The 26,340-nt window shown below is 43.2% G+C and carries 19 protein-coding genes and 1 pseudogene (1 of these 20 only partly in view); 6 read left to right on the top strand and 14 right to left on the bottom strand.

Annotated elements, in window-relative coordinates:
- Both CYLST_RS27035 and CYLST_RS27030 read right to left on the bottom strand, forming a co-directional pair.
- On the bottom strand, positions 1 to 2,320 hold the 5' portion of the coding sequence (locus CYLST_RS27035) for a phosphoenolpyruvate carboxylase (RefSeq protein WP_015210926.1). 785 nt of this gene lie to the left of the window's left edge; the window shows 2,320 of its 3,105 coding nt (coding positions 1-2,320); the start codon lies at positions 2,318 to 2,320; its stop codon lies beyond the left edge, outside the window.
- Between the two features lie 88 nt (positions 2,321 to 2,408).
- Positions 2,409 to 2,663: a hypothetical protein gene (locus CYLST_RS27030; protein WP_015210925.1), complete on the bottom strand. Its 255-nt coding sequence runs from the start codon at positions 2,661 to 2,663 to the stop codon at positions 2,409 to 2,411.
- A gap of 218 nt (positions 2,664 to 2,881) precedes the next feature.
- Here CYLST_RS27030 and CYLST_RS27025 point away from each other — a divergent pair, with 218 nt between their 5' ends.
- The 4 genes from CYLST_RS27025 to CYLST_RS27010 all read left to right on the top strand — a co-directional run bounded on the left by CYLST_RS27025 (position 2,882) and on the right by CYLST_RS27010 (position 10,294).
- Positions 2,882 to 5,926, top strand: coding sequence for a hypothetical protein (locus CYLST_RS27025; RefSeq protein WP_015210924.1), 3,045 nt, complete (start codon positions 2,882 to 2,884; stop codon positions 5,924 to 5,926).
- A gap of 52 nt (positions 5,927 to 5,978) precedes the next feature.
- The gene (locus tag CYLST_RS27020; RefSeq protein WP_015210923.1) at positions 5,979 to 7,478 is read left to right on the top strand and encodes an MBOAT family O-acyltransferase; all 1,500 of its coding nucleotides are present in this window, start codon (positions 5,979 to 5,981) and stop codon (positions 7,476 to 7,478) included.
- Between the two features lie 173 nt (positions 7,479 to 7,651).
- On the top strand, positions 7,652 to 8,734 hold the full coding sequence (gene psbA, locus CYLST_RS27015; protein ID WP_041233294.1) for a photosystem II q(b) protein: 1,083 nt from the start codon (positions 7,652 to 7,654) through the stop codon (positions 8,732 to 8,734).
- Positions 8,735 to 8,902: 168 nt separating this feature from the next.
- Positions 8,903 to 10,294: a malic enzyme-like NAD(P)-binding protein gene (locus tag CYLST_RS27010; RefSeq protein ID WP_015210921.1), complete on the top strand. Its 1,392-nt coding sequence runs from the start codon at positions 8,903 to 8,905 to the stop codon at positions 10,292 to 10,294.
- Positions 10,295 to 10,422: 128 nt separating this feature from the next.
- On the opposite strand, the gene CYLST_RS27005 is transcribed toward CYLST_RS27010, so the two are convergent.
- Positions 10,423 to 11,169: a creatininase family protein gene (locus CYLST_RS27005; RefSeq protein WP_015210920.1), complete on the bottom strand. Its 747-nt coding sequence runs from the start codon at positions 11,167 to 11,169 to the stop codon at positions 10,423 to 10,425.
- Between the two features lie 126 nt (positions 11,170 to 11,295).
- Here CYLST_RS27005 and CYLST_RS27000 point away from each other — a divergent pair, with 126 nt between their 5' ends.
- The gene (locus tag CYLST_RS27000; RefSeq protein WP_015210919.1) at positions 11,296 to 11,856 is read left to right on the top strand and encodes a hypothetical protein; all 561 of its coding nucleotides are present in this window, start codon (positions 11,296 to 11,298) and stop codon (positions 11,854 to 11,856) included.
- Between the two features lie 63 nt (positions 11,857 to 11,919).
- On the opposite strand, the pseudogene CYLST_RS26995 reads toward CYLST_RS27000, so the two are convergent.
- From CYLST_RS26995 to CYLST_RS26985, 3 genes and pseudogenes are all read right to left on the bottom strand, one after another.
- Positions 11,920 to 12,193 (bottom strand): annotated as a pseudogene (locus CYLST_RS26995) (cupin domain-containing protein).
- Positions 12,194 to 12,215: 22 nt separating this feature from the next.
- Positions 12,216 to 12,575 carry a Mo-dependent nitrogenase C-terminal domain-containing protein gene (locus CYLST_RS26990; protein WP_015210917.1) on the bottom strand — a complete coding sequence of 120 codons (360 nt, stop codon included), beginning with the start codon at positions 12,573 to 12,575 and terminating at the stop codon, positions 12,216 to 12,218.
- A gap of 707 nt (positions 12,576 to 13,282) precedes the next feature.
- The gene (locus CYLST_RS26985; protein ID WP_015210916.1) at positions 13,283 to 14,074 is read right to left on the bottom strand and encodes an HAD family hydrolase; all 792 of its coding nucleotides are present in this window, start codon (positions 14,072 to 14,074) and stop codon (positions 13,283 to 13,285) included.
- Positions 14,075 to 14,180: 106 nt separating this feature from the next.
- On the opposite strand from CYLST_RS26985, the gene CYLST_RS26980 reads away from it, so the two are divergent.
- Positions 14,181 to 14,993, top strand: a complete 813-nt coding sequence (locus CYLST_RS26980; RefSeq protein ID WP_015210915.1) for a hypothetical protein — start codon at positions 14,181 to 14,183, stop codon at positions 14,991 to 14,993.
- 148 nt (positions 14,994 to 15,141) lie between these two features.
- On the opposite strand, the gene CYLST_RS26975 is transcribed toward CYLST_RS26980, so the two are convergent.
- From CYLST_RS26975 to ftsY, 8 genes are all read right to left on the bottom strand, one after another.
- Positions 15,142 to 15,846 (bottom strand): DevA family ABC transporter ATP-binding protein, encoded by a 705-nt coding sequence (locus tag CYLST_RS26975; protein ID WP_015210914.1) that lies wholly within the window; start codon positions 15,844 to 15,846, stop codon positions 15,142 to 15,144.
- Between the two features lie 163 nt (positions 15,847 to 16,009).
- On the bottom strand, positions 16,010 to 17,164 hold the full coding sequence (devC, locus tag CYLST_RS26970) for an ABC transporter permease DevC (RefSeq protein ID WP_015210913.1): 1,155 nt from the start codon (positions 17,162 to 17,164) through the stop codon (positions 16,010 to 16,012).
- Between the two features lie 136 nt (positions 17,165 to 17,300).
- Positions 17,301 to 18,740 carry an HlyD family efflux transporter periplasmic adaptor subunit gene (locus CYLST_RS26965; protein ID WP_015210912.1) on the bottom strand — a complete coding sequence of 480 codons (1,440 nt, stop codon included), beginning with the start codon at positions 18,738 to 18,740 and terminating at the stop codon, positions 17,301 to 17,303.
- 764 nt (positions 18,741 to 19,504) lie between these two features.
- On the bottom strand, positions 19,505 to 20,242 hold the full coding sequence (locus CYLST_RS26960; protein ID WP_015210911.1) for a phycocyanobilin:ferredoxin oxidoreductase: 738 nt from the start codon (positions 20,240 to 20,242) through the stop codon (positions 19,505 to 19,507).
- Between the two features lie 446 nt (positions 20,243 to 20,688).
- Complete coding sequence (locus tag CYLST_RS26955; protein WP_015210909.1) at positions 20,689 to 21,282, bottom strand: Maf family protein; 594 nt, start codon at positions 21,280 to 21,282, stop codon at positions 20,689 to 20,691.
- An 87-nt stretch (positions 21,283 to 21,369) separates the two neighbouring features.
- Positions 21,370 to 21,915: a photosystem II reaction center PsbP gene (gene psbP, locus CYLST_RS26950; protein WP_015210908.1), complete on the bottom strand. Its 546-nt coding sequence runs from the start codon at positions 21,913 to 21,915 to the stop codon at positions 21,370 to 21,372.
- A gap of 125 nt (positions 21,916 to 22,040) precedes the next feature.
- Entirely contained in the window at positions 22,041 to 23,429 is a 1,389-nt protein-coding gene (locus tag CYLST_RS26945; RefSeq protein ID WP_015210907.1) for a PP2C family protein-serine/threonine phosphatase, read from the bottom strand.
- 1,266 nt (positions 23,430 to 24,695) lie between these two features.
- On the bottom strand, positions 24,696 to 26,294 hold the full coding sequence (ftsY, locus tag CYLST_RS26940) for a signal recognition particle-docking protein FtsY (RefSeq protein ID WP_015210904.1): 1,599 nt from the start codon (positions 26,292 to 26,294) through the stop codon (positions 24,696 to 24,698).
- Positions 26,295 to 26,340: the final 46 nt, after the last annotated feature.

Here is a 26,340-nt window from a genome sequence, read left to right as displayed (position 1 = left end):
TCACGGCGGTAGTGATAGTTTCCATGTGGTATAAAGCCAAGTCCTCCAAGGAGTATTTAGAAGCTAAAACTTCCCCTTGTTCGGTAATCTTGATCCGCCCATTAATACTGTGACCTGGTTGAGCCAAAATTGCCTCATAAGCTGGTCCGCCACCACGTCCAACGGAACCACCACGTCCATGGAAAATCCGCAGTTTCACGCCATACTCTTCTGCTATTTGCTGGAGTGATTTTTGGGCTTTATGAATTTCCCAGTTGCTACTTAAAAACCCAGAGTCTTTGTTGCTGTCAGAATACCCTAGCATCACTTCTTGTAAGTCAGTCCTGAGTACTGAAGAAGTTGCTGCTTGAATAGTTTCCCCGATTTGAGGTGACTGACTTTGGTTGGTAGACTCAGGACTCAGTACTTTTTGCTCAGTACTCTCATAGCCGCCAGCCAACAGGGCACGATATAACGGTAGTGAAAACAGTTGCCGCATGACGCGTCGGGAGCGTTGCAAATCTTCTACCGTCTCAAATAGAGGTACAACCTGAATACTCCCCACAGCAATGGCGGGATCAAAAAGCCTGGCTTCTTTAGCTAACAACAAAACCTCTAGAACATCGCTCACATCGCGGCACATACTGATAATGTAAGTTTGGCAGATTTTGACACCAAACTCTTGTTGCAGCGATCGCACGATGCGGAAGGTTTCAATCACATCGTTGGTTTTTTCCGAAAATGGCAATTCCGCTGGAATTAACGGCCGACGGGTTTGTAGTTCCCCTGTGAGCCAAGTAACCCTTTGGGCTTCTGTGAGGTCGTGATAAGGTTGGGGTAAGACTTGGAGGTATTCGAGAATTTCATTCAGCGCATCAGCATGGCGGGATGATTCCTGGCGGATATCTAGCTGTGTGAGGTTAAAATCAAAAATTTCGACTTGACAGATCAGATTTTCTAGCTCTCGACAACTTAAACCGGTTTCGGTCAAGTTACGTTCAATCAACCGCAGTTCTGCTAAAAACTCTGATCCCGAACTGTACATTGGGGAGTCTTGATTTTTTGGCGTTTCTCGCTTAGATAAAGCGAGATTGCGATCACGTGTATTTTCCAGACGTTTTAGCACATAAGCCAGTTTCAGTCGATAAGGTTCTTGCCGATAACGCAATGCTAGAGAGTCGTAAACTTCACTCAATGTAGACTGATCTAACTCTAAGGATTCCAGCAAGTCTGGTAGGACATCACTCCAATGCATTGACACACTCAATAACTCAATCAACTGCTTGACTGAGCGGATATATCTCTCCAACACCATTTTTCTTTGATAGCAAGCTGTCTGCCAGGTGATTTCTGGTGTTACTGATGGGTTACCATCTCGATCAGAACCCACCCAAGAGCCAAAAGAGCAGAAGTTTTTACTCGGTGGTTCCAGCCAAGGAAAGGTCTGATTTAGAGCGTATTTGAAGCGTTTATACAGTTGGGGAATGCCATCAAATAACACTTCTTGGAAGTAGTGGAGGGCATAATCTACTTCATCCAGCACCGTGGGTTTGAATTGGTGGAGTTCGTCTGTGCGCCACCATAGGCGAATTTCTTCGAGCAATTGTTCGCGGACATCTGCTGCTTCCCAAGGATAGCCGCCACCTGTGCTGCCAGAGCGGTTTTCCACCACGTCTAGCTGTTGTAACAGATTTACCACCTGTCGCTGCTTATCTCGAATGGTATGACGAACGATTTCTGTCGGGTGTGCGGTGAATACTAAGCGCACATCCAATTGCGTAATTAGACGTTGAATTTGCTGTGGTGGAACATTCAACTGGAATAAATGGGGAAACAAGGCTGCAAAGGTACCTTTGTGTTTAACTTGTGCTTTGTCCATCCAACTCTTGGTGAGCAAGTCTGCTCCTCGTCCCCTGTTAACAGGTGCATCGTCTTCTGTTTGGTTAGTGGAGTAGATAATATTCGGTAGAGTTTCCTGATCCGCTGGTTCTGCTTCTGTCTCGGAATAACGATTCAATTGCTGCTTTTGTTCATATTCCTGCTCTATGATATTAATCAGCTGAAAATACAGAGCAAAAGCACGAGCTGCGCGAATTGCTTCGTTGATATTCAGTTGCTCAATCAATTTAACGGCGGAGGTGGCTTGGTCATGTGTGGCTTGTCCTTCCGGCGAGCATAAATCACGCAACTGCCGCAATAGCTCCACCATCTTTTGACCACATTCTTGCCGGAGAACCGACTCCCACAATTCCTCTACTACCTGTAGACGATGACGCAAAAATAATTCCGAGGCGGGGTAGATATTTGCAGCTTGCGATAACGAGTATAAAAGGGAACCCATATTCTCTGTTCTTGTAAAGCCAATTACTGTTTACAGTTCTAGGTTTTGTGCTTGATGCCCATAGGATTGTTCCGGAGCAAATATTCGCTTATAGTATATTTTTTAAACTTTGATTGAGTTCGTTATCATCTGGGAAGTCGAGGATGGGGAGGCGATCGCCTCGAAACAATTCTTCACTCTTCTCCCCTAAAGCTACTAGTGTTTTGCCAGTGGCTTTTTCTACAGTGAGCAGCAGCAGGATGGACGCCGTACCTATTTGTAAGAGGAGAGATTGGGGAATACTAAACAAAGTTAGATTTACTAGTCCGGGGTTAGATGAGGAATTTTGGATCACAGGTGGCATTGCTAATTTTTGGTGAAAAGGAAGATGAGTAGTATAAACGCAAAACTCTATCTCAATGAGACTTGCAACCTTATAAAACTATCTTTGCCCATTTTGCCAGCTTATAAGGTAACAAAAGTGTTAAAAAAAAATGCAAAGTGTGATAAACCTGTATGTCTCTAGTTTACAAGCGCAGGCACTACCCCCAATACTCGCTTCCTGTTCAACGTTAACTTCCCATGAAAACAGCATTACTTGATCGCCAGCAATCCTTAGTGAAATGGGTAAGCCAAGCAACAGGGATTAACACTTTCGGGGTGAAAGTCCGGTTGCGCGGAAATGACCTACATATTCTTTGTGAAGGTACAGAGTGTCCACAGCGTTGGCGCACACTATCTGATTTGCTGCAAGCACTACAGCAAACAGACTTGGATACCCTCACCAGTGACGAACAACCCTCAATATACCAAGTATTTGTCTACGGTCGAAGTAAAGGGGAACACCGACCCCAATGGTGTCATCGGGTGTACTTAAATCAATTAGAGCGGCATTTGGAACAGGTGCAGCAGTCCCTGATAGCGGACTCTGAAAAATCAAGACAATATGGTGGGGCGCTAATCGTCTCTAATGAAAGTTTAGCACGCCAAGGAAATCCAGATGCCATTGCTCGCTATCTCAGCGAAAATCTTAGTACTTTGGGTGTAGCAGTCCAGGTAAAGATTAAGCAACCTGGAACCAACGCTCAAAACGCATCCAAGCGCCTGTGGATATTATGTGGGTCAGGCTATAGCCCCGATGCATCATTACTGGCAGAACCAATAGCCCAGAAGTTGCGGGATCTCAAGCTTGTTGGCTACCAAGATGCAGTCATTGTTTCCCAAGTGAGCGGTGAAACTAGACCAGATTGGTTGTTGCGGGTTGATTTGACGCCACCTGAGATGATGCTTAAAGAATGGGCCCGGTGGGGGGATATACAAGCGATCGCCCGCTTGTTAACCGAGTTATTGTCAGATGCCAAAATTGCCGTCCAAGCCGCTCTCAAAGAATCCACCCTACATATCTTTTGTACTCCAGCTTTTGACCCCTTAGAAACTGAAAGAGCACCAGATAAGACAGTGTGCTCGCAAGCGATTTTACCGCAGCTAGAAGCGATCGCGCCCCAAGGCATTCTCGCCGCTACCATATACGGACAAAAAATTATTGACAAACAACCCGCTTGGATTGATTGGTTATCTTTACCTGCTGCGGATCATCCCGCCCTGGCCACAACAGCCCTAGATTTGGGTACTGCTGGTGATGAACCCGCCATCATTTTTTTACTAGAGCGCTTACTCAATCCTGACTTAGATTTACGACTGAAAACAGGTGGTATCCGTGTTATCCTACTTCGCAAAGCTGATTTATTGCACATTATGTGTGATGCCCCGATTTGTCCAACACGTCAACAAGTAGCCAGCAAAGTCGCTCAGTTTATCCGCCAGTTAAAAATTCCTGGTGTCATGGGTGTGCGTGTCTACGGACGCCGTGCTGGTGATAAGGAACCGAATTGGCATTACGGCATCGATTTTGGGCATCCTCAACGGTTAGTGCCAGAAGCAACACCAGAATTTGCCGCCACTGCTGAATATGTTAAAGATCTGATGATCTCGGAAACTAACGAGCCAATTTTGCGCCCCGATTTAACGACCCAGGAAGTTCAAAGTTTCGTCACCGAAGTAGCGCGAGATTTGGTAGCAACTACCAATACCACAACCAGAAAGTTGCTGTTGTCCAGTCAGTTATTTACAGAAACCAGTCAGTCAGCGGAGCAAAGCTCTGATAATCAAGGACTTCGGTCTGCCCTGGTTTGGATTGCCTTGGGGCTATTGCTCACAGTGCAAGCTGATTGGATGTTGGGTTACGTCGTCACTCACAGCGTACCAGCTTCGCCCAAAGTGCCTACTGTTTGGCCCCCGTCCTCTGCAAATTCCCAGCCATCTTTAAGAACGGGGGAAGACCCAAATGAAAGAACGGCATTTTTTGCCAACACCGAGACCACAAAATCTCCTCAGAATAGGAGAAACGCATTCAATGCTTCTGGATTCACACAAAATGATCACACCCAGTCGGGTTTGCCAGCCACACCGCTGAAGTCCAAGGCCACCGCGACTGCTATTCTTTTAACAGCGCGAGCCCGCAAGGCGGGAGCTTCGCTAACGCAGATGCCTAGTTTTAGCGCCAGGCAGTTAGATGAGCAACTAGCACTGTATAAACAGCGTCTGGCTACAACTGGTAGTCTGCCGGACGTATTAATTATTGGTTCCTCCCGTGCTCTCAGGGGAGTTGATCCGGTGGCACTTTCTAAAGCTTTGACTACTCAGGGTTACGCCAATATTGACGTGTTTAACTTTGGGATTAACGGTGCTACAGCACAAGTTGTAGACTTTATCATTCGCCAACTTTTGGAACCATCAGAACTGCCAAAAGTAGTTCTCTGGGCAGATGGTTCCCGTGCTTTCAACAGTGGTCGCGAGGATATTACTTTTAATGCTATTTCCGCATCAGATGGCTACAAACAGGCTTTACAAAAAGCACTAATATCTCCAAGTAGCTCACGACCGCTCAAAAATTCAGTAAATCCTACACCAGAGCCAAAAATCAACGCAGGAAGACAAGAAATTAGCAGCTATCAAGCTGTCAATCAGTGGTTAAATCTATCTATAGCAGGGCTTTCTGCTAGCTATCAACGCCGCGATCAAATTAAAACTTTATTGCAAAAACAACTGAAATTTTTACCGTTTAGCGATCGCACTCAGAACGTAACATCAAAAATCAAGCCCACAACCAATAATCCAGAAGAAGATAATTCCCAACAAGCTGTTGACTTTGATGGTTTCCTACCCTTATCTATCCGCTTTAATCCTGCTAGATACTATCAAAAACACCCCAGAGTTCCAGGAAATTACGACAACGACTATAAATCTTTTCAAGTAGAAGGTAAGCAAGATGCAGCATTCCGATCGATGCTGGAGTTTACCCAGTCAAATAAAATTTCCCTAGTCTTTGTCAATATGCCCCTCACCTCAGACTACTTAGATCCAGTCCGGAGAAAACATGAGCAAGAATTTCAGCAGTATATGTTGACTTTGGCTACTAATCCCAACTTTATCTACCGGGATTTAAGTCTCATGTGGCTCTCCAGAAATGATTATTTCTCTGACCCCAGCCACCTCAATCGTTTTGGGGCATATGAAGTCTCGAAGAAGCTAGCTAATGACCCGATGATTCCTTGGCCAGCAAAGTAAAAAGATGAGGAAATGGGGGGACAACTGACAACTGACAACTGACAACTGACAAATGAAATTTATATCAATTTTCTACGGGCTTTTCTTGCTGAGTGTCCTAGGAATTTACTGGACTTTAGCAGAACAAAAGTTACGTTTGTGGACTCTGCTGATAGCCAGTCTAGTATTCTATGCATCCTTGCACATTCAATACATACCATTACTTTTAGTACTTACTTTTATTAACTTTCGTTTGGGACTGGAGATAGGCAAAAACACATCACCAGGTCCACATTCTCAGGACTGGCGAATTTCTAACGAAGAGTGGCAATTTGCCCAAGCTGACTGGAATCTTCGCAGGCTCAAAATTTTGTGGTTAGGTGTGATATTAAATGTTTCACTCCTATTAGGTTTTAAATATCTGCCCACTGTGTTCAGAATTGTTTTTAACCTGTCAACAGAATCCTCAGATACCTCTTTTAAATTTATTGCTCCTTTAGGAATTTCATTTTTCACCTTTGAATGCATTGCCTATTTAATTGATGTCTATCGTGGTGCCCCCGCTACTGAGCAGTTTCTCAAATTTGCCACATACAAATTATTCTTTGCTAAACTGATTTCCGGTCCGATTACTCGCTACCATAACCTAGCAACTCAATTCAATACACCTCACGCACCCACGGTTGATAGAATAGCTGAAGCACTGTGGTTAATTGCTAGAGGTGCTGTCAAAAAAGGTATTTTCGCAGACCATCTAGGAATTTTTGTCGATTTATCTTTTGGCAACCTACAACGGGCGGGTAGTACCGATATTTGGTTAGCTACATTTGCCTACGGCTTACAGTTATATTTAGATTTCAACGGTTACGTAGACATTGCTCGTGGCAGTGCTTTGCTCTTTGGTTTGGTTCTGCCTGAGAATTTTGACTTTCCCTACTTCAGCACCAGTATTGCTGAATTTTGGCGGCGCTGGCATATCACTTTAGGCGATTGGCTGCGTAATTACATCTACTTTCCTTTGGGTGGTTCCCGTCAGGGATTGATTCGCACTTGCTGGAATTTAATTATTGTGATGCTGATTGCTGGTATCTGGCACGGTTCTGCCTGGGGCTATGTAGTTTGGGGTGCATTTCACGGTTTAGCCTTGGCGGTTCATCGACTTACAGATGCAATTAGCGATCGCTTTGAAAATATAGAATATTTCTGGCAAAACCCTCTGGGTATAATTCTCGCTTGGCTCTTGACTCAACTGATGGTGTTCACATCTTGGATCTGGTTCCGCCTCCCCAACCTCCAAGACTCTTCTCTAGTAATTGGACACCTGTGGGGTCATTCTGCCGATGCACAATTTGCTCAAAAGGTCTATGTAGAGGCCCTAAATAGTAGCCCATACCAACTCGCTTGGTTACTGCTAGCTATAGCTGCCCTCATGGGTATAGTCTATGCCTTTAACCGCAAGCTAAAGTTAGAGTTCAACTGGCCCATCAAGCTTGTCTTCGTACCCCTATGCCTTTACGCCGTTTGGTTATTAGCTCCTGAAGGTAGCTTACCCTATATCTACTTTGATTTTTAGGGCGGGTCATGCTTAGCCCTAGTACTGTTTATATAAGTAAACTTAATTACTTTACAGAAAACAATCAAAAAATAGATACTAGACGAAATGTAAATTCATGTTACATTTATGAAGACAGGCAGGAAACCAATCTACCTGATTCATTTTTAACAAATTACCGCACTCATAAAAAAATGACCACAACCTTACAACAGCGCTCCAGCGCCAACGTATGGGATCGCTTTTGCGAGTGGATCACCAGCACCGAAAACCGGATTTATATCGGTTGGTTCGGCGTGTTGATGATTCCTACCCTACTAGCTGCAACCACCTGCTTCATCATCGCTTTCATCGCCGCTCCCCCCGTTGACATTGACGGTATCCGTGAGCCAGTCGCAGGTTCCCTGATTTACGGAAACAACATCATCTCCGGTGCAGTTGTTCCTTCCTCCAACGCTATCGGCTTGCACTTCTACCCAATCTGGGAAGCAGCTTCCTTAGATGAGTGGTTGTACAACGGCGGTCCTTACCAACTGGTAATTTTCCACTTCTTGATCGGCTGCGCTTGCTACCTCGGTCGTCAGTGGGAACTATCTTACCGCTTGGGCATGCGTCCTTGGATCTGCGTAGCTTACTCCGCGCCTTTGGCATCTGCTACAGCAGTATTCTTGATCTACCCAATTGGTCAAGGTTCATTCTCCGACGGTATGCCTTTGGGGATCTCTGGAACATTCAACTTCATGATTGTGTTCCAAGCTGAACACAACATCCTGATGCACCCCTTCCACATGCTCGGTGTAGCTGGTGTATTCGGTGGAAGCTTATTCTCAGCAATGCACGGTTCACTCGTAACTTCTTCCTTAGTTCGGGAAACAACCGAAACCGAATCCTTGAACTACGGTTACAAGTTCGGACAAGAAGAAGAAACCTACAACATCGTTGCAGCCCACGGCTACTTCGGTCGCTTAATCTTCCAATACGCCTCATTCAACAACAGCCGTCAACTACACTTCTTGTTGGCAGCATGGCCTGTAATCGGCATCTGGTTCACCGCTTTGGGTGTGAGCACAATGGCTTTCAACCTCAACGGTTTCAACTTCAACCAATCAATCATTGATTCTCAAGGTCGCGTCATCGGTACATGGGCTGATGTGATCAACCGCGCTAACCTGGGTATGGAAGTGATGCACGAGCGTAACGCTCACAACTTCCCCCTAGACTTGGCTGCTGGTGATGTTGCTCCCGTAGCTCTGACTGCTCCTGCAATCAACGGTTAATATTTCTAGAGACTTGGTAAACTCAAGTCTCGATAAATTAAAAAAGCGTCCTCTGGAAACAGGGGGCGCTTTTTGCTTCAATACATAAAATGTCGGTTTTTCGATGTCAACTAGAATTTAACCAATCAATTCACTATAAAATCTTAAGACTTAAAATTCAAAATCAAAATGACAAACCTAACTCCTAATTCTAGTTTTAGTTTAACCCTGCGGTTGCATATACCCAATCGTGTGGGAATGTTGGCGTCAGTAACTCAGGCGATCGCATTTACTGGTGGAAACCTTGGTCAAATTGATTTAATTGAGCAAACCCGCCAAGATTCCATCCGCGATATTACCGTCGATGCTGCTAGCACTGAACATGCTGAGACTATTGTGCAAGCAGTCAAAGCATTATCGGACATTAAGGTGCTGAATGTCTACGATCGCACTTTTAATTTGCATCGTGGTGGCAAAATCAGCATTGTTAGCAGGATACCGCTGAAGAGTGTATCTGATCTAGCAATGGCTTATACGCCAGGAGTCGGTCGGATTTGTAATGCGATCGCCGATAACCCTGAGGAAGTTTACAACTTAACCATCAAAAAGAACACTGTTGCCATTGTTACCGATGGTAGTGCTGTTTTAGGATTGGGCAATCTGGGACCAGCTGCTGCCCTACCAGTAATGGAAGGTAAAGCGATGCTGTTCAAGGAATTTGCAGGGCTTGACGCTTTTCCCATCTGCCTTGCTACCCAAAACACAGATGAGATTGTCCAGACAGTCAAAAATCTCGCCCCGGTTTTTGGTGGTGTGAATTTAGAAGATATCGCTGCGCCTCGCTGCTTTGAGATTGAACAAAGACTACGGCAGGAATTAGATATCCCCGTTTTTCACGATGACCAACACGGTACAGCAATTGTCACCTTGGCAGCTTTGTTTAATGCCCTGAAGGTGGTAAATAAGTCAATAGCAGGCATCCGCATTGTGATTAATGGTGCCGGGGCGGCTGGGGTGGCGATCGCTCGATTACTCCGCAAAGCAGGGGCGGAAACAATCTTGCTGTGCGACTCGAAAGGAATTATCTCTACCAATCGCACCGATTTGACAGCGGAAAAGCAGGAATTTGCAGTCAAAGCCCAAGGTACCTTAGCAGGTGCAATACAAGGGGCAGATGTCTTTATCGGCGTCAGCGCACCAGGAGTTTTAACACCAGAAATGGTGCAATCAATGGCAAAAGATTCCATTGTGTTTGCAATGGCTAATCCAATTCCAGAAATTCAGCCAGAATTAGTCAGCGGCATTGTGGCTGTCATGGCTACTGGTCGCAGTGACTACCCGAATCAAATCAATAACGTCCTCGCTTTTCCGGGAATATTTCGTGGTGCTTTAGATTGTCGGGCACAGACTATTACCACCACCATGTATCTGGAAGCAGCAAGTGCGATCGCCTCTTTAGTTAATCCCTCAGATTTGAATCGGGAACATATTATTCCTTCAGTCTTTGATCAGCGCGTCGTCACCGCTGTTGCTGCTGCTGTGCAACGCGCAGCCCGTGAAGAAGGTATTGCTCGGAATTAATCAGTTTGGAGGAGCGTACTTATGTGCGCTCCTAGTTTTTGATGAGATTTTTTTTTACGCAGAGGAAAGCGCTGAGGTACGCCAAGTTATTTGAGGAAATCACGTACTTTCCGCTTTTGGGTGAGGTTTTATTTGGCACTCAAAAATTCTAAATAGCTATTGCTCAGTTCTTTGACTGCTAAATCATAAAACTGTTTACCGTGTTCTGGGGTTGCTAGGGCAGGATTTGAACCCATGCGTCCATCTGGATAGCGTTCTCGAAAATCAGCTGCATTATAAATTTTGTGTCCTGACGCAACTTCTGGTGAGAGGGGTGCTTGCTTAATTGCTTCTGGATAAACATACTGGGTGAGAGCTACTTCACTAGGGGTAGCATGAGAGCCTTCTTGGTTGCCATATAATTCTTTAGCTAGCTGGTATACAGAACCGCACATATACCAGTTAGCAACTTGGCATTGCACCTTTTGGGCGTTGACAATCTGCAAGTCTTCTAAGTGGGCGTAAGTTTCGGAGAAAGCGGCTTTGAGGGTAGCAATGTTACCACCGTGTCCGTTGATAAAGTAGAACTTGGTAAAACCAGTTTTTGCTAAACAAGTTATGTAGTCTCGCACTACCTGAATTAAGGTGCTGGGACGCAGACTGATTGAGCCGGGAAAAGCAGTATGATGTAATGCCATGCCGATGTTGATGGTTGGTGCAACCATTGCTAGAGTTGCTTCACCGACTCCACGCGATATAGCTTCTGCACAAATGGCATCAGTGCCAATTAATCCTGTTGGGCCATGTTGCTCTGTGGAACCAATCGGGAAAATAATCCCCTTAGATTGCTGTAGATAAGTTTCGACTTCCTGCCATGTACTTAAATGCAGTAACATTTTGTCTCTAAATCCTCGTCAAAATTGCGGTGGGAGGAAACATTTTTCTGCTTGCCAGCATCTTTTCTAATTAACTCCCATTAACATGATTATGAACTCCCTTGCTTTCACGTGGAGGCAATCACTATGAAATTCTCTCATCTCTACCAAAAGTTTACCGGGTTAAGTTTAGGATTTTTATTCATCAACAGTATTTTCGCTCCTCCGGCTTTGGCGGGAAGGTACGTTTTAAATCAAACACCGCAAACAATCGAGCGCTATTTTGGGCGTTATCATACTAAACAAACCAGTGATGAAAAAGTTATCTATACCTACGCACCAAAGGGTTTCCGGCGATTATTTCCCCAGTTTCCTAAAAGTAATTTTTCTATCACTTTTGTAAATAATCAAGCTCAATCTATTAGCCTAAATTTCAACGGAGACTTTTTTAAATATCCAGGCAGCTATAATTACAACCAAAATTCAGCCGCCAAATTCTATAAATATATTTTTGGATATCAACCACCAATTTGGCAAGAACTTACAGCCAAATTTAGCGGAAATGAGACTATTTATTTTTACGAATATTGTTTAGGCGATGGAGTCGCAACGAGTTTTGAAAGATATGGATATAAGCAATTTACTGATTCTGCCACTTTAGCTTATAATACTCGTTGCGAATCTCCCGACAATAGAAATCCTTATTGAGCTATGAGATGTTATCTTTCTGGATTATAAGGAGACTAAGAAGACAAAGGGAATAACTATTGACTAATCAAAGTAATAATGCTTTTTCACATCGGGGGTAATTTCCCATGTACAAGACATACCAGCAGGAAAAGTCACTCTTCTCTCCTTCACCCATTTGCACTGGCTGTCCACCATCAGGAGTAACAGTTAAATCACCTGTTAAAAAGTAGCAAGTTTCTTGAGAATCGTAAGTCCAGGGGAATTTTGAACATTCCTTTTGCCAAATTTCCCATTTTGGTACACCCAACTGGTTGAGATATATTTGATTGGGTTGACGCTCAATTTTAATTTCCATTTGGTGTTTTCTCTGGTGGTGTTCAGCAGTAGGACTGGATATCCTCTCCACACTCATCTACTAAATAGCACAAAGCACGAAAACGCAAGCCGATAAATTGATCGTAAAGCGGATTTAGTTTGCACATAGGAGGAATGTGCGCTATTGTGCGACCAAAGACCATGATATCGCGCTCGAAGGGACATTGGGCGGGTATCATTTTGGCGATGAAGTGCGCTAATTTACGATTTTGAATCTCGATTTCATCCAGCCATTGACGTAATGGTTGTAGTAAATCAAATTTAGGTTGACTAATGCGGTTGTGACTATGCGATAGATTATTTTCTCCCATCGGGTTAAGAAAAGTAGGGAGAATGATAGGCTGATGATTTGTTTTGAGCATAGTTGTAAATCAGGTTGTCCTTAGATTGATGAACTATTTGTCAAGTCGGCGTGTTACAATGCACTCTATATCAGCAAGTTGTGCTGTGCTTGTCAATAGAAGTACCACAAGCACAAAGAGAGAAATCTACATGGAATTTGGTGAAGAAATGGTTTAACTAATTGTTATTTAAACTCACCAGACGTTGAAGAACTGTCCCGTTAAATACAAAATAACAAAGAAAATATAAAATTGGTATGCTTTAAACTTATTGATTGCTGATATTAAAGATAGCGATCCCATATATTAAATCAAAAAGTCTAGTTAGAAAAGTATTCAGTACTTTAAGATGCCCCTTAGTGAACCAAAGTGCAGTTCTGCTATGGCATTAACTATATTTATTGCCGAGGTTAGGATAAATAATATCCAGTAAAAACTATATATTTTTTTACATAACGTAACCTGGATATTACTTAATAAACCAAAAAAGCCTTTGATAAGGATAAACTAATATATTTGTTCTAGTCACGGATAAAAATGGAGATGACTTAAATAGAAACTCATAGTTTTTATACTTACTCAGTCTGCGCGATGCCTAATAAATTCAGGAGCAACGCCGAGGGATAGCGAACGCGAACAGCGTGTGCCTTGCACTCAGCGCTGCAGGAGTGCAGATCGCAATCTTGCCTTTAATTCCTCTATCTGCAATTGTGCTTGTTTGGCTCGTCCTAACTACTTTGTTCTGAGCGGCTTTGCAAAATATAACTAGATAGTTCGCAAAATCCTTCTCCTTCAGCAGCCGTAGTTACATAAGCAGGCTGATGCTGCAACTGGTTCGCATATTCCAGCACATTCGCCACACCTACAGATATAGGAAAATAATGCCGATTAAATAAACTTTCATCATTGGGACTATCACCAACGGTGACAACTTGTTCTGGTGAGTATTCGGGGAAGTATTCGCGCAATACTTGCAACAATCCCACTGCTTTATCTTGCCCTTGGGGTTTAATATGGCACTGGACATTGCTGTAGGTAAACCCCCAACCCATTTGCTGACAGAAATTACTCAGGGTTTGTAGCTCATCTGGAGTCAAAGAGCCTACATCAAAAGTCCAGTCAGTGATGCGAAAGCGATTGTCAGTAGATTCCCGAATTCTGGGAAATTTGCTTTGTAATTGCTCAAAAGTTGTAGCCAAATGGTGGCGATGGTTAGCTAAGTCGGGAATGGGTGTTAAGGCTACTGGTTTCATGTTCCCAGATGGATAAAACAAACCGCCGTTTTCGGCAACTGCACCTGCAATCGGCATCAAGCTACTTAATCCACTCACCCACCCAGCTGAACGTCCGGTCACAATTAGTACCTGGATACCAGATGCCGCTAAATCTTCCAAAGCTTGCAGTAGTGAGGGAGTGAATTTACCTCGCCTAGTTAATGTGCCATCCATATCTGTAGCTACGAGGCGAATATTACTTAAGTAAATAGCTCCCACCTCAGACAGTTGTCGGTGTCTGTTCATATGATGAATAAAAAAAAGCTGTAAAAAATATCAATAATACAGCAAGATGATGTCCAAAATTTGGGCAAGCTAAGAATCAGGAGTCAAATTTTTCAGTTTGCCAATCATGCTTAGTTCGATATATCTTGCTCAATCTTCAGGACTCAAGACTAAAAAGGTATCACAGGAAGTACTAGCCAGCGATGCACAAACACCACCATTGTTGCTAATTACCTCTGGAGGATTGATTTTAGGGCTAATTGCTGTGCTCGTGTATGGCAAAATCGTCATGAATCAGCTAGATAAAAAACTCAAGTTTGAACAATTCCGCACGCGAGAACTAGAGAAAAAGTTTAAGCTGGCGCTAGAAACAATTCGCAAAATGGAAACTAATCCCGATTTAGTTAATTCACGGGACTTTAACCTGGATTATCTGCGGATGCGGATGTCAGAGAAGGTATTTCATTTTGCGATTGTTAATCAAATTAAAATCAAAGTCAAAGATAAAATCACTCAAGCTCTGCGTCCCAGTCAAGCCCAGCAAGGATCAGTCGGGATTGCCAATAATACTGGCAGGCAGATAGATGAAATGTTTGATGTGGAGTATGAAGCTGGTACTGCGCCAAACATTGTCAAGCGAGTGCTGTTTCGGATTCAAATCCGGTTAATGAAGTTACCGACGCAAGCAACTTCTGCCACTATTAGCCAAATTATTGACTGTATAGAAACATACCTTAGCCCAATGGAAGATGAAGATAACTGGCAACCGACAATTCAGGGCCGCATTGCCTACATGCATTGGGATCAAAAGGCTAAACCCACACCCCTACTGGTGCTGGAACAATCGAATGAAGGCGTAAATGTAACATTTCGTACTAGTCGCCAACAAAATACCCCCTTACAGCCTTCGATGAGACAGTCAGGTTTTACTAAAAAATAATTACGATTTCAGGGTGCTGGCAAATCATCAGGTGATAAACATTCAATTTGCATATAACCAGGGCTGAATCTCTTACTACAAGCGAATCATCCTGGAAAAATAAATGACGATTAGCTTATTTATGAGTTATTTATTATAAGGTCTGAGATCATTGCCGATGATTTTGGGCATTACGAGTTAAAAGTCCATCTTCCATTTCTACGATGCGATCGGCTATATCTAAAATCCGGTTATCGTGGGTTACCAACAAGATAGCAGTTCCCTGTTCTTTGGCAAGACTCTGCATGATTTCCACAACATCGCGTCCAGATTGCTTGTCCAAAGCGGCTGTTGGTTCATCTGCTAGCACCAGTGGGGGTCGATTTACCAAGGCACGTGCGATCGCTATTCTTTGTTTTTGTCCACCAGAAAGATTGTCTGGGTAGTAATTTATTCGTTCCTTTAAACCAACTGCCCCCAGCATCGCTTCTGACTTAGTAACTGCTTGATTTTGAGAAATCTGATTATTTAATTCCACCGCCATTTGCACATTTTGTCTAGCAGTTAAAAACCCTAGCAAATTGTGAGCTTGGAAAATATAACCAATCTTGCGCCGACTCTGCACTAATTTGCTTTGACTGGCTCCAGATAGCTCTTGACCTAAAAATTTCAAACTTCCCTCTTGTACAGACCTCAAACCACCAATTAAGCTCAGTAATGTTGTTTTACCCGACCCTGATGGACCAGTCATAATTACAATCTCGCCGGCATAAATTTCTAGGCTGATATCAAATAAAATTTGTTTTCTCAGGGCGCCTTTACCATAGTAGTGGTTGAGATTTTTAATGGCGATTACAGGTTCTTTTTTCATCATAAATAAAATAAGTAGCCATAACTTAACATTTACTAGATATCAATTCAGTGGATACAAGGATATAGGAGTTAAAATTCATCAAATATGAATTAGGAAACTTTTAAATACTAATTCATAATTTAGCATCATTCTTACTCCCGAAAACTTATTAATAAATTTAAAGTTAAAAAATATCTGCTGGGTCAGCAGAACGTAATTTTCGCACAGCAATTACACCAGAAATAAAGCACATTAGCATAGTCATTATTAGCACCATAACGGCTCGATTAACACTCATGAAAACTGGTAAAAGTGTAGCATCTCTAGCTGCTTTATACATATATAAAGTGAAAGCAAATCCAGGCATATATCCTAAAACTGCTAATAATAAAGCTTCTTGAAGAATGACGGTTAATAAATAGTTTTGTGTATAGCCTATTGCTTTGAGAGTGGCATACTCAGATAAGTGATCTGTCACTTCGGTATACAGAATTTGATAAACAATCACAGTTCCCACGATGAAACCCATAATTGTTCCTAAAGTGAAAATAAACCCAATTGCTGTACTACTTGCCCAATAATTACGTTCAAAATCAATAAATTCTTGCTTGGTTAAAACATTGATATCTTTGGGTAGATAATCTCGTAATTGTTGAGATGCTATTATTGGATCTAATCCTGGCTTTAATCTAATCAGCCCAATATCAATTAAACCACGCTGACGATTATTAAATATGCGTAAAAAGTTAATATCACTCACAATTAAATTACCATCTGCCCCAAAAGATGCACCTAAAGTAAAGAGTCCTCCTACTTTAATTTGCCTCCTTCTTACTTCTGCTGTTACAGTTTTACCTTGCTGAAAATCAGTAGCAATTGGTCCGTATTCTAACCGGGAAGAACGGTCAAATAAGACCACATCAGGTAGTTTAAGTTTATCTAGATTTTCCTGAATGCCAGGTAAGTCAAACACATTAACTTCTGGGTTCATGCCAAAAATGAGGATGCTTCGAGGGCGACCAGTAACGGGATTTTTCCAGCTTGTATAGTCTAAATATATAGGATGTACCGATTGTACGGTCGGTAAATCTAAAGCTTTATATAGACGCCTTTGAGAAAAGGTTTTCATCGAAAGTACAGCGTTAGATTGACTGTTAATTAAAACAATATCACCCTGTAAGCTGCTATGCATTCGTACGTTACTGTAATATAGAGCATCCCGGAAACCAAGTTGCATAAACATCAAAATATCAGCGAAACCAATGCCTGCTAAAGCCACAGCCAGGCGAGTTTTTTCCCTAGTCAATTGCAGCCATGACAGAGGTATTTTCTGATTCATTTTTCGGGATTTCCAGCAGTTAGTTCAAGTTCATAAATAGACGCTGAAATATTTTTGGGTCAATTACTGCGTTGATAGGTTGTGGTTGAATGGAAATATTACCCATTATTAGTAATATTGCAGGTACATAATCTGATTACTGCTCATTCTTAACTTGATTAAATTTAATTTCGACAACGACTTTAGCGTTGGTTAATCCGGAAACTCGCCGGCTATATTCTGGTGGTAGAGCAATTTTTACTTCTACTACTCTGGCGTCTACATCTGCTGCTGGATCTGTATTCAGCACATCTTTTTTGCCGATTTTTCTGCCGATTTCTGTGATTGTGCCCTTTAACTCTCCGCTAAATGCCCCGTTATCGCTGGTGATAGTAGCGTTTTGACCGATACGCACTTTACCAATACTGTCTTCGGCAACTTCCGCAACGACAAACATTTGATCGGTTTGTCCAATTTCGGCAATGCCGTTGGCACTCATCATTTCTCCTGATTTGGTGTGAATTTTTAAGATTTCGCCAGAAATTGGTGCTTTGATAAAGCTCAAATTGAGTTCTGCTTGCGCTCTTCTAACAAGTGCGATCGCATTCGTAACTTGAGCCTGGGCCACTAGCGCATCAGTGGGACTGACATCCAAAAGTCTGTTCAATTTGGCTTTTTCTTCGGCGATTTGCCGAGACAAGGTTGCTATGGTTTTATCGCGGTTAACTTTGGCTTCGATCAGCTGCTGTTGCAAAGTCGCTAAAGTTTTGACTTGGTTAGCTCTGGCTTCGCCAATTTGCTGTTGCAGAGTTGCCTGTGCCTGTCTCAGGTTGGCTTGGCTTTCGACTACCTGCTGATTAGAAGTGTCCGCACTCAAGCGCCTTCTATCCCGTTCTTGCTGGGAAATAGCACCTTCTTTGTATAAATAATCATAACGTCCGGCATCAACTTGGGCGTTGCGCCGTTCAGCTCGTAACCGTGCAACCGTTGCTCTTAAACTATCTCTTTGCCCTCTAAGTTCGGCTTCTAGACGATTAACTGTTGCTTGTAGGGCGATTTTTTCTCCACTTAACTCGGCGGCGATGCGAGCAATCGTCGCTTGCTGGGCGTTACTTTCTCCAGCTAACTCGGCTCTTAGACGATCAACAACTGCTCTTTGAGCTTGAATGTCTCTTGGTGAACCAGCTCTGACTTGTGCTAAGTTCGCACGAGATTCTTGCAGTTTGGCTTTTGCTTCTTCTACTGCGGCTATTTGGGTATCGCGGTTGTCTAAAATCGCTACCACTTGACCTTCCCTAACTCGTTGCCCTTCTCTTACCAGGAGTTGTTGAACTCGTGAGCCTGCGGTTGAGCCGGCAGTTGGTGCAGAAAGTTTAACGACTTCTCCTCGTGGTTCCAAACGTCCCACAGCACTAACGCTGTTGGCTACGGGTGCCATTGGTAGGGAGGAAGTTAGTTTTTTCAGCTGTTCAATTTTGGCTGTAGCTAGTAACCCAGCGGCGATCGCAACTGGCAAAGCTACAGCAATGCCCCACCAAACCTTAGGTTGCTCAAGTGGCTGTTCTGTTGACTTTGGCTTCTCAGTCACCCTTGACATGGTATATTGCTCGTTTATCTGAATTGTGCTGATGTTCGTAAAAAAGCGAATTAGCCGCAGTTGAATTAGTCAAAAAGGTTCTTAAGCTGAGGAAAAATAACAGTGGCTAAAAGCTGGGTCTTGCTGAAAGTCAACTGCCCAATAAATGCTTAACGCGAAAAATCTCTACAACAATCGCGCCAGGAAAGTAGCTGGTTCTTAAATAGCTTCTGAGTGAGATATGCGTGCAACAGAAGTTAAGAGAATTCAAAATTTTGAATTCACCAATTCCATCACCCAGATACTATTTTTCAAGGCAACCTGGTATAAATTTAGGCATATTTTAGGTGACAGACCATCGCCAAGATGTTCTGCAACCATTACGAATAGAATCTACAAAAGAACATGAAAAACAAGCTGCTGCCGTGGTTGGACTCAATCTGGCAGCAAAAGTGAATTTTCCTTAAGTCAGTCAATGACCGACTGAAAAATTTCTGTGAAATAGTGCATTTCTAACATCACCAAAATATCGAATTGCGGAGAGCAATTGATTTCTCATTATGGTGAGGAAGTAGGATAATTAATTCATTCCCCATCCCATTAAATATGTTGGAATCGCTACAACAAATTATCTTTGGATAACTGCTCCCAAGACCTGATTTGTTGTTCTCCCTGCTGTTGTTTTCTGACTCCATTCAACTCTGGTTAAATGAATTCTACATTCATCAGTTGGGGGAAAACGTAACAGAGCCTACAGATGGGACAATGAGGAGAGGGGGAGATGATTAAGCTGGCAGATCAAACAAAACTGTGGTCATGTAATTTTCTGCCCAAGCTGGGCCAAAGGCTTTTTCTAGTACGCGACGGGTTTTGTCGTTTTGCTGCTGTTTGGTGCAGTAGTTTTTTTGTCCAGCCAGGATTTGCGCCATTTTATCTGGTGCAACGGGTGTAGATGCGATCGCATTTTGGCAATGAATATCTAAAAATTCCTGTACGCGCCCCAGAAACATCGTTTCTTCTTCTGGGGAAGCCGGACGCACAAAGATGCAAAAATCAGAGAAGATATTTCCCCATTCGGGTAGCTCACGGGGTTGGGAAAAGTTTGGTGCTGGTAGCTCAGTAAGTGCTGTAGTGTAAGCGAATGGTAGGCTACGGTCTAAGTCTACAGGAGAAAGGTCTGCGATCGCTGCACTGATTTGACCTCTACCCCCAACTAAATCGCAACCAAACATCGGGATGTCATATTCTGGATGGGGAAACATGACACAGTGCAAAATATCTAGCATATTTCCCACTTTTGCTAGTTCCAAGTGCATTTTCCGGAACTGTGGTGTTTGATAGCAGCGGTTTTCAATAACCAGCTTTTCGCCCTCTAGTCTACCTTCCACATACCCCAACTCCGCAGGCAAATGGTAGGGTGACAGATCCAAATGCTTGTGCCAAACTGCCTCAATACAATCGGCTAGTTGACGAATTAGGGGATGTTGTTGCTCTCGCAGGGAGGGGGTAGAAGTAGAAGACATATTCTAGTTGGGCAATAAAATCTAGTTGTCAGTCTACAACTAGCCGCGCCACTTCTGCTCAGGCTCGCAATATAAGCAAACACTTATACTCAGCGAACGTAAAGTTATGAAACGTTGACTTTTCTAATATATTATTTATTTTGTATTCTAGGTTACAGAAATAATTTTAGATTAGCCAATTAGCTAAGGCTAACACCCTGGTATGAAACTAGATTTTCATAGACCGGTTTTTGCTATGCAATCAAGAAGGCAGAATCTGGATGGTTTAAGCAAGTCTGATTCCCCACAATTCCCAACCCCGGCTTGGATACACCTGTGGGAACTTCCCAATCCCTTTAGTTTTGATGAAGCATTGTTATTGTGTCAGGTTTCTGAAGACGAGTGGCTAGTTTGGATTCCCGATCATGGGGAAGCAATATTGACATTCAAAAAAGGGAGAGACTCAACTATTGCCAAAAATCTGTGGCTTCATAGCCTAATTCTGCCAACATCTGCCGTAATAGGGGTAAACTCAAGCCAATGACGTTGGTGTGACAACCCTCGATTTTTTCCACGAAGAAACTGCCAAAACCTTCAATGGCAAAGGCTCCAGCACAGTTGAGGGGTTCACCTGTGGCAACATAGGCAGAAATGGCGCGATCGCTCATCTTAGCAAAATAAACCCTTGTTACTTGACACTTGACAACAGTCTTATTTTGTGTAATGTCAATCAAGACATGGCCTGTATAAAGGTCGCCAAAGTTACCTTGCATCAATTGCCAACGTGCGATCGCGCAATTCGCATCCGCTGGTTTGCCAAAAATCTCACCATTCATCGCCAAAACAGAATCACAACCCATAATCAAAGCAGATGCAAACTGCGGGACTACAGTTTCCGCTTTGCACTGAGCCAGAGTTTGCACCAATTGTCCAGGATCACTCAGTTGGATTTGCGACTCATCAAAATTGCTAGGGCAAACTATTGGTTCAATACCAACAGTTTGCAGCAAGCGGCGTCGCGCTGGGGAAGCAGAGGCAAGTACAAATTGTGGAATGTCCATAAGACAGGTGGGGGGATGAAGGGATGGGGAGAGTAGCAATTTAGTTATTACCCATTACCCATTACCCATTGACCTATTACCTAATAATTAATACACCGTGAAAGAACTGACAACCTCATCGATCATCCGTTGAAGTTTCTGCCAACGTTTTTCGGGAACGGAAGCGTTGAAGGTAAAAACTTTACCACGGCTAACAGCCACACTGGCAATGTTGTGTCTTTCTTGCTGATTAGGGAGTTTCACTGCATACTCTAGTAGGTAGTATATTTTACCGTCAACTTCTTTCTGTCCAGCGTTAACTAATTCGGCTGTACGGCCAGAGTCAGGAGGAGCAAGAGCCGCTTTTCCCAACCTATATCCTACTTCTGTGGGTGTCCCCAGTTCTGCCAAAGTTTTGCCTTCGGGAGCAGCACTAATCACCACAGAGACATTTTCTGATACCTCAATCAAATCGTGGAACACCACATCGGGGCCGTTGGCAACTTTAACTTGCAACCAGCCATTAGGATATAAAAACTGATAGCCGTCAGCACTATCTACAAAGCTTTTGAGTCCAGCCGCAGCCGCAACATCCGAATTACTCAGGCTGAAGCTCAACACCAATAGCAAGATTAACGCAATTCTTTTCCACATTTCTCAAGATTCCTTTGGGCTGGAAGCAACACAGGGCAAGCTTCATGTTACATTTTCATTCTCCCATCAACAGGCACGCAGTTGTTTGTTTTTTCAACTGGCTCTCTCCAACTGACAACCGACAATTAAGAGAGAATTTGTAAAACAACCAATGTCATATCATCAGTATTTTGTCTATCAGAACCGATGAATTGCTGAACTTGGTCAAACAGGTAATCGACAATCTCCTGTGGCCCGTTGCAATAGCGGCAGGCAGCGTTAAAAGAAGTGATAAAATTTTCTTCGTCGAAGCGATCGCCACTTGCAGCTGCGGCATCAGTCAAACCATCTGTATAGTAAATAATTGTATCCCCAGGCTCTAGCTGTGCCTGAGCATCTTCATATTGGCTGTTGGCATCCAAACCAATCAGCATTCCCAACGTATCCAAACGGGTAACATTTTTTGTAGCTGCGTGCCACCACAAGGGGGGATTGTGTGCCGCATTGCTATAAGATAAAACTCGATTTTGGGGATCATATTCTGAATAAAACAGGGTGATAAAGCGGTGAGAATTTTCCAAATCCGCATACATCACTCGATTCAAATTTTGCAGAATCCTGGACGGAGAATTACCATGTAGTACTTCTCCTCTTAGCATTCCGCGCATCATGGTCATAATCAAACCTGCGGGGACACCTTTACCCATGACATCCCCAATTACCAAACCCCAGGGAATACTTTCTTTGCTGCCATTAGTCTTTGGCTGAGTCTGATTGTGATTGGTGGGAATAAAGTCGTAGTAATCACCGCCGACACGATTGGCTGGTTTACAACGTGCGGCAAGTACAACACCAGGAATCATCGGACATTGACGTGGTAATAGTCGCCGTTGAATTTCTGCGCCAATTTCTAGTTCTTGATCTAGGCGTTCTTTTTTCCTGAGTTCTACTGCCAGTTCATCGTTTTCAATTGCTACTGCCGTTTGGTCTGCCACTAACCTGACTAACTTTTGTCTGGTTTCTGTCCAACTATATTCCGGATCGCGGCTCAATACATACAGCCAACCGCGTTCTGTATGCTTTACTAAAATTGCCGTACCAAATATTTGCACATCTGGCCCCAAACAGCGATGCATCTGATCGTCCAAAATTCCTGTGGAAGTTGCTAGAGGAACAGAGTTTGGCACAAGTGTGATTTGACTGCTAGCTGTTTCTAGGGCTTTGCGAATATTCTTTCGCTGACGACTATCTTGCCAGTGTAGTTGCTCTAACCTAACTTGACCGTTAGGTTTGTAGAGAAATAAAGCACTACCATCGGCATCTGTGACTCTGGTTGCCATCAGGGGAATCAACTCCAAAAATTGATTCAAATTATTGAAGCTTCTCAGGGCAAACCCTAAAGAACTGAGTAAATCTTGAATTTTATTTTGTTCCCGGTGCAACCTTGCCACGAGTTCTTTTAGCGCCACGACTGGTGTGACATCTGTCGTGGCACTAGTATTACTTTCAGTGGGTTGAGAGGGCGCTTGAGACACAGGTAGAGATATTATTACACTTTAAGAACAACAAATTTGGAATTTTTTATAAACCCTTTGTCTTGGGCATTGCTAAACCATATTGGGACAAAATTTGTCATTTTAGCAAGAGTAGAAAGACGTAAGGCTTAATTTTTATCAGTATTGCATTTGCTGATGGCATTTATTGCCAAATATTAGGAATTTCAATTAATGTATTTCTTAGTCGAAACTCAGCCGGCAAACACCAGTAATTTTGATGAGACTCCAGAAAGCTTTTTATTCTTTCATAACTTAAATTAGCGATTCATATATCTTGAGACAGAATATTTCTTTTGTCGCCTAATAACCTCCCACGCTTTCAGAATACCTATTTAGAATCAGTCCCCAAGGGTATTTAGGGGTGTTTAGGAAGCTTTTGGGGTTAGAGAATAAAAATACTCATACTTGAGTTGACAAACCAAAATATACAAATAAGCTGGCAAACCTTTAATTTGTATACCATAAATTTCCTGGATATTTGCCATAATAGATTTATTTACCGATTGAGAATTTTTCATATGACCAATTTTTGAATTGCTAAAGATGCAATTTACCAGTCTCAAAAAATCACTAAAACTTAGGTCTATACAAGTTAGCAAAAGCATAACCCAAAATCTTTAACTTACAGGTTATCTAGTACATCCCAGCGGAAATAAAGCTACCATCCAAAATAGACGAAAAGCCTACGTCATAAGCTTTTTGAATTTTGTATCCCTTCCGTGAGCGGTCGGCTCTATTTTGAATGAAAAAATTTCGCGTAAGCGCGAACGCGCAAAGCGTGTGCTTTGCACTCAGCCATGCGGTTGGCGCAGCCTACGGTAGGTAAAGGCTATATGCGTAGCGTCTCGTAGAGAAGCGGTACTAGGGTGTTGTAGTTTAAACATCACACTTCAACCCTTTAAATTGCTGACAGATAATATTTGTGGGTAATCTTGCAAGTAGAGACTCGGAATAAACCTGGGGGTCTTAACCCAGCTTCCTGACACCAATTCAGTTTGTTGCGGACGGTAGGCGCTGCAACCAAGCGTCCAGACTACTGAATTTTCAAACCCCAAATATCTGTGAAAAACAAGGTTTTAGGGGAAATTTTTCGCGAAATTTAGCATCGGTTGTGACAAACTAATTATTTTAGTACTTACGCTTTTTCCAGTATTTCGTTTTTGCTTAGTGCAAGTGATAATACCAGATCGTAAGTCCTAAATTTATTAGTTTGCAAAGAAAAAATCTTAACGCAAAATTTTTAGACTAGCCACTCAATAGCGCTTCGACAAACTCATAGCTAGAAAAGGGGCGCAGGTCTTCAATTCCTTCACCAGCACCAATAAAGCGAATGGGTAACCCTAGTTGCTGCACAACGGCAAGGGCAACGCCTCCTTTGGCGGTACCATCTAGCTTAGTTAGTACAACTCCACTGAGTTGGGCTGCTTGGGAAAAGACCTCAGCTTGCCGTAGTCCATTTTGCCCTAAGGTAGAATCTAGAACTAAGAGTGATTCTACATGAGCATTTGGAGCTTTTTTGTCAATAATCTTCCGGATTTTACTGAGTTCGTCCATTAAGTTTTTCTTATTTTGCAGGCGTCCAGCGGTATCTACAAGCAGTAATTCTGTTTCCCGCGCTTGGGCTGCGGCGATCGCATCAAAGACTACTGCTGCCGGGTCTGTATTTTTTCCGGGATTAGCAATTACTTCCACACCGCTTCTAGTACCCCAAACTTTCACCTGTTCCACAGCAGCGGCGCGGAAGGTGTCGGCAGCCCCAATCAAGCATTTATAGCCAGATTTTTGAGCTAGGTGGGCGATTTTGCCGATAGTGGTGGTTTTACCAGCACCATTTACCCCAGTGATTAACCAAATATTCAGGGTTTCTTTTTCTGGGGTAAAGGTAGATTGGTGGGATGTTTTGCTGGGCGCATCTAGCATATCCCGCAGAATTTGTTTCAGGTAAGCGATCGCCTCCTCTGGTGGGGTGACTTCTTGGAGCAGCTTTTTCTGTAGTGCATTGATAATAAAATCTGTCGCCTCTACACCCACATCAGCTTGTAGGAGTACAGACTCGATTTCCGTCACAGCGGCTTGGTTCAGGGGCCCTTGACCTACAATTGCCTTTAGCTGGTTAAGAATGCTACGACGGGTTTTATCTAAGCCTTGCCGGAGCTTTTTCAGCCAGGTTATTTCTTCTATAGACACGTCTTGCGGAAGTCTACCTTGGGCTGCCAAAATTTTTGTTGACCAGACAAACCCATCATCAAATACCAGTCCGGGAATTTCTTCTCCGGCTGGCGTGGCGGTGGTTGATTTCGCAGTTTGGACGATTTCTGGTGCTGAAACTTCAATCGCGCTGGCTATCAGTCGTTCCTGCTTGGCTTGCCGAGATGCTGCTGCTCGTTCTAAGAAGGATAAAGCTGCGGTTGGTGCTGGTTGTGCTTCTGGGCTTGAGACATCTGGATTTTCAGCAATTGCTACCAAGTCGGCAGGTTCTTCTGTAACGGCGTCTGTGACCGATGTGTCTAGAGTTTCCTCAGCAATAGCAGTTGATTCAGTTACTTCAGCTACAGCCGTATCTACAGTTGCCTGATCTGTGACATCCGTGACAGATGAAATTTCTGATCCTGGCGCATCTGTTGCCCCAGGCGGAGTTTCTAATGTCTGGGATTGTTGTTTTTGTTGGATATTTTTGTAGGCGGCTTTAGCAAATGCCAACAAGTCGGCCGTGTCTGGTGCAGTTTCTGCGGTTGCGGCTGGTTCTGGTTGGGGTTCTTGTACAGGAGGAGTTTCTTCCTGTGGCTTGGACGAAGGGGTATCGGAGGAATCGTTATATTGACGGCGGAACCAATTAAAAACCATTGCAGCAGTTAGTTGTTATGTGAGTTATGAGTTATCAGTTATGAGT

Origin of the sequence: Cylindrospermum stagnale PCC 7417 (assembly GCF_000317535.1) — a bacterium.
GTDB classification, from domain to species: domain Bacteria; phylum Cyanobacteriota; class Cyanobacteriia; order Cyanobacteriales; family Nostocaceae; genus Cylindrospermum; species Cylindrospermum stagnale.
This window is presented reverse-complemented; position numbering and strand designations above follow the sequence as displayed.